Below are 4,648 nucleotides of genomic sequence, written 5' to 3'. Positions count from 1 at the left end.
TCTCAATTCAGCGTCGGCGACGTGGCGCATATCAGCCTGCGGCGCGGCGCCAACTGCCCCATGCTTGCGAGCTGAAGGCGCCGTCACGACGCCTTGGCGAAAAATCCCTGATAGTCGGATTTGGCCTGCAGCAGGCGCAGGATGTTTTCCCGCGAACCGCGCACATGCGCGCGGGCGCGCTCGCCGGCTAAAGCGACATCGCCGGCGCAGATCGCATCGACGATGCCGGTGTGCTCCTCGCGGGTGGGCTTCCATTCATCCAGCCAAAGAAGCTCCGTCCAGACATATTGCTGGCACTTGTCGAGTATGCCGCAGAGCATGCCGTAGAGCATCTCGTTGCCGCTGATCTCGGCGATCACCCGGTGCAGGTCGATGCCGACCTGCAATTCCTCGAATTTCTCCCGCGTGCTGCGATCGGGGATCGCCGCCAGCCGCTCACATTCGGCGAGCATGCCGCGCAGCTTCGCCTTGTCGGCGGCGCTCGCGTTGGCCGCCGCCAGCTCGGTCGCGCGCCCGTCGAGCAGCTCGCGGATGTCGAAGGCCTCGCGGAACATGGTCAGGTTGAATTCGGCAACCACATAGCCCTGGCGCGGGCGCCCTATCACCAGACCGTCGCGTTCCAGCCGGTTGAAGGCCTCGCGCACCGGCGTGCGGCTCACCTTTAGGCGCTCGGCGATCTCGTTTTCCGTGACGCGGCCGCCCGGCGGGATCTGCCCGGTGATGATCATCGCCTTCAGCTTCTCGAACACGGAGTCGCGCAGCGTGTTTTTCCGTTCCTTGCTCAAGCGTCCCTCCAACGGTCCATCGCAGAATCACAGTCTAGTGCATTTTAGCGCCTGCTTGAAACAGGACCGTTTCGCCAGAAACAGGCGCTCCGAGCCCAGCCTCGTTTTATCGCCGCCGAAAAACACACGACTCGTGTTGACATCGGCTTCCTACGAATTACACTCAAAATTGTATACAAATTCGCATACCAAATCAACGATAACGGGAACACCGGTTGGAGAAGCGAAAAATGACGAAGAGACTTTGCATTCACGGCCTTGCCGGCCTGCTGGCTTCGGTCGCCGTTCCGGCATCGGCCGCCGACACCATCACCGTCGCCTCATGGGGCGGCACCTATCAGGAAGCGCAAACCAAAGCTTTCTTCGATCCGACGGCGAAGGACCTCGGCATCACCATCAAGCAGGACACCACCAACGGCCTTGACGACGTCCGCCTGCAGGTCACCGGCAACGCAGTCAAATGGGATATCACCGAGCTCGGCGCCGACGAATGCGCGCGCGGTTCCAAGGAAGGCCTGTTCGAGAAGCTTGACTACAACCTAATCGACAAGAGCGGCATCAACCCGAAGCTCGTCCATGACGACTGGGTGGGCATCTCCTACACCTCCGTCGTGCTGATCTACCGCACCGATGTTTTCGGCGACAAGGGACCGAAGAGCTGGGCCGACTTCTGGGATGTCGAGAAGTTCCCCGGCCGCCGCGCCCTTTCCGGCAGCCAGGCGACGGAGACTCTGAGCGTCGCCGCCCTCGCCAAGGGCACGCCGATCGACAAGGTCTATCCGGTCGACATCGACGGCGCGCTGCAATCCGTCGACAAGGTCCGTGGCCATATCGATGCCTGGTGGACCTCCGGCGCCCAGGCCATGCAGCTCGTCAAGGATGGCGAGGTCGATATGGCGAGCATCTGGAACGGCCGCGCCGGCACCTTGAGGAAGGAAGGCGCGCCCGTGAGCTTCTCCTTCGATCAGGGTGTGCTCACCGCTGACTGCATGGTCATCCCGAAGGGCTCGAAGAACAAGGACATCGCCATGAAGGCGCTGGCCAAGTTCGTCAGCCCCGACCTCCAGGCCAACCTGCCGCTCTATGTCGACAACGGCCCGGCCAACGAAAAGGCCTTCGAGACCGGCAAGATCCCGAAGGAGCGCATCAAGGACATCAACTCCTCGCCCGAGAACGTCAAGAAGCAGGTGCTGCAGGATCCCGAGTTCTGGCGCGACAACCTCGTCGAAGCGACCGAGAAGTTCAACAACCTGATCCAGCAATGACGTCTGCGCCGGAGCGGCGCGCCTAAGCGTCGCTCCGCTTCCGACAATGATCCGGAGTTGAAGGAGATGCTCTTGTCTCTCGCGCCGTCCGCGCTTCCCATCGGCATCCACGGCATCGAGAAGCGGTTCGGCGCCGTCTCCATCCTCAGCGATCTCAGCCTCGATGTCGCCGCCGGAGAGTTCCTGACACTGCTCGGTCCGTCCGGCTCGGGAAAGACGACGCTGCTGATGATCCTGGCGGGCTTCGTGCGGGCCAATGCCGGCTCCATCAAGGTCGGTGGCGATGAGATCGTCACCATGCCGCCGCACAAGCGCAACATCGGCATGGTGTTCCAGAACTACGCGCTGTTCCCGCACATGAACGTCTTCCACAATATCGCTTTTCCGTTGAGGCAGCGGCGCGTATCGGCGGCGGAAACGGCCGAGCGTGTCGAGAGGGCGCTGGACCTGGTGCAACTGAAAGGCCTCGGCGAGCGCCGCGTCGACCAGCTCTCCGGCGGCCAGCGCCAGCGCGTGGCGTTGGCGCGCGCCATCGTTTTCGAGCCCCGCATCGTTTTGATGGACGAGCCGCTCTCGGCGCTGGACAAGGGCTTGCGCGAGCACATGCAGATCGAGCTGCGCAACCTGCATCGCCGGCTCGGCATGACGACCGTCTACGTCACGCACGACCAGCGCGAGGCGATCACCATGTCGGACCGCATCGCGGTCATGAATGCCGGCCGCATCGAGCAGATCGACCAGCCCGAAGCCCTCTACGCCAGGCCGAAGACGAAATTCGTCGCCGGCTTCATCGGCGAATCCAACTTCATTCCGGTCGAATGCCGTAACGGCAGCATCTGGCATGGGGATAGAAAGCTGCGCATGAACGATCCCGTGCCGGCCGTCGGCCGGCACCTCATGGTGGTGCGGCCGGAAAAGCTGCGGCTGGTCGCCGACGGGGAACAGGCCGGAGCCCTCAACATGCTGGCGGCGACCGTCGGCGACGTGATCTATCAGGGCGACAGCTTCATCTGCTACGCGACGCTGCGCGACGGCCGGCAGGTGACGCTGCGCGACTATTGCCGCTCCGACGTGCTGGCGAAGCTGCCGGCGCCGGGCGAGCCCATCACGCTCGGCATCGATGCGCAGGACGTCGTGCTGGTGGCGGATCAATGAGCGTCGGATCCGCCAGCCTCGATCATGCCGGCAGGCCGGACGGCGTGCTGAACGCCGATGCGCTGCGCGCCGATGCCCGGCGTCAGGCGCTGGGACTGCTGGCGTTGCTGTCGCCCGGGCTGTTTCTGGTCTTTGCCGTCATCATCGTGCCGATCGGCTGGCTGTTCTGGCTGTCGCTCTTCGACGAGACCGGACAACTCAGCGCGGCCAACTACGCGCGCTTCTTCGAGCAGGCGTCCTACATCAAGACCTTCGCCACAACCTTCAAGGTCGCCTTCGTCGTCACCGGCGCCTGCGTGCTGTTCGGCTATCCGCTGGCCTATATGCTCTCGCAACTGCCGCGCCGCGCGGCCTCGATCTGCCTGATCTTCGTCATCCTGCCGTTCTGGACCTCGGTGCTGGTGCGCACCTATGCCTGGCTGGTCATCCTGCAGCGCAAGGGCCTGATCAACAACTGGCTGATCGACCTCGGCGTGATCGGCCAGCCGCTGCCGCTCGCCAACAATTTCGCCGGCGTCGTCATCGGCATGACCCACATCATGCTGCCGTTCCTGGTGCTGCCGCTCTACGCCTCGATGAAGACGATCGACGTCGACTGCCTGCGCGCCGGCATGAATCTCGGCGCCAGCCCGGCCGCCACCTTCCGGCAGATATTCTTCCCGCTGTCGCTGCCCGGCCTCGCCTCCGGCGTGGTCATCGTCTTCGTGCTCTGCCTCGGCTTCTTCGTCACGCCGGCGCTGATGGGCGGCGGCAAGGTCATCATGTGGGCAATGCGCATGGAACAGGCCGCCAGCCTCTATTCCAACTGGGGCGCAGGTGCCGCGCTCGGCGTCGTGCTGCTTGCCGTCACGCTGGCCCTGCTCGGCCTCTTCCAATGGCTGCTCGGCGCGCGCGCCACCGGCGTATGGAGCCGGCGATGAGCGCGGAAAACAGCCTGCCCATCTCGCATTGGCAACGCCTCTGGCTCTACCTGCTGGGCGGCCTTGTCATGCTGTTTCTGATCGCCCCTTCGGTGATCATCGTCATCATGTCCTTCTCCGGCTCGACGCTGCTGCAGTTCCCGCCGCAGCAATGGTCGCTGCGTTGGTATGAGAGCTATTTCGGCTCCGTCGAGTGGCGAGACGCCACCGTCGTTTCGGTCAAGGTGGCGGTTATGACGGCGATCGTCGCAACGCCGCTCGGAACCGCTGCCGCCTACGCCATCAATGCCGGCACGCTGCGGCTGACGGGCGCCATCAACGCGCTGCTCACGGCCTCGCTGATCATCCCGGTCATCCTGATCGGCATCGGCACCTTCTTCCTCTACGCCCGCATCGGCCTCAACAACACGCTGACCGGGCTCGTCATCGCCCACACGGTGCAAGCGCTGCCGCTGGTCGTACTCACCGTCCTGTCGGGGCTGCGCGCCACCATCTCCTGGTTCATGTCGTAGGAGCGCAGCCT

Annotated in this window: 5 protein-coding genes; 4 read left to right on the top strand and 1 reads right to left on the bottom strand. The window is 64.0% G+C overall.

The annotated features are described in order from the left end of the window. Window positions 1–83: 83 nt before the first annotated feature. Window positions 84–785 (bottom strand): GntR family transcriptional regulator, encoded by a 702-nt coding sequence (locus tag EOA29_RS25775; RefSeq protein ID WP_189478989.1) that lies wholly within the window; start codon window positions 783–785, stop codon window positions 84–86. 230 nt (window positions 786–1,015) lie between these two features. Between EOA29_RS25775 and EOA29_RS25770 the strand changes: the two genes are divergently transcribed. The 4 genes from EOA29_RS25770 to EOA29_RS25755 all read left to right on the top strand — a co-directional run bounded on the left by EOA29_RS25770 (window position 1,016) and on the right by EOA29_RS25755 (window position 4,637). Beyond that, window positions 1,016–2,050 carry an ABC transporter substrate-binding protein gene (locus EOA29_RS25770; RefSeq protein ID WP_127221799.1) on the top strand — a complete coding sequence of 345 codons (1,035 nt, stop codon included), beginning with the start codon at window positions 1,016–1,018 and terminating at the stop codon, window positions 2,048–2,050. 72 nt (window positions 2,051–2,122) lie between these two features. Then, window positions 2,123–3,205, top strand: coding sequence for an ABC transporter ATP-binding protein (locus tag EOA29_RS25765; RefSeq protein WP_127221801.1), 1,083 nt, complete (start codon window positions 2,123–2,125; stop codon window positions 3,203–3,205). Next, window positions 3,202–4,125, top strand: coding sequence for an ABC transporter permease (locus EOA29_RS25760; protein ID WP_127221798.1), 924 nt, complete (start codon window positions 3,202–3,204; stop codon window positions 4,123–4,125). Before EOA29_RS25765 ends, EOA29_RS25760 begins: the two co-directional genes overlap by 4 nt. Next, window positions 4,122–4,637, top strand: a complete 516-nt coding sequence (locus tag EOA29_RS25755) for a hypothetical protein (RefSeq protein ID WP_245468539.1) — start codon at window positions 4,122–4,124, stop codon at window positions 4,635–4,637. Before EOA29_RS25760 ends, EOA29_RS25755 begins: the two co-directional genes overlap by 4 nt. Window positions 4,638–4,648 lie beyond the last annotated feature (11 nt).

It is taken from the genome of Mesorhizobium sp. M1E.F.Ca.ET.063.01.1.1 (assembly GCF_003998155.1).
Classification (GTDB): domain Bacteria; phylum Pseudomonadota; class Alphaproteobacteria; order Rhizobiales; family Rhizobiaceae; genus Mesorhizobium.
The sequence above is the reverse complement of the archived record's forward strand: the minus strand, read 5'-3'. Positions and strand labels throughout refer to the sequence as shown.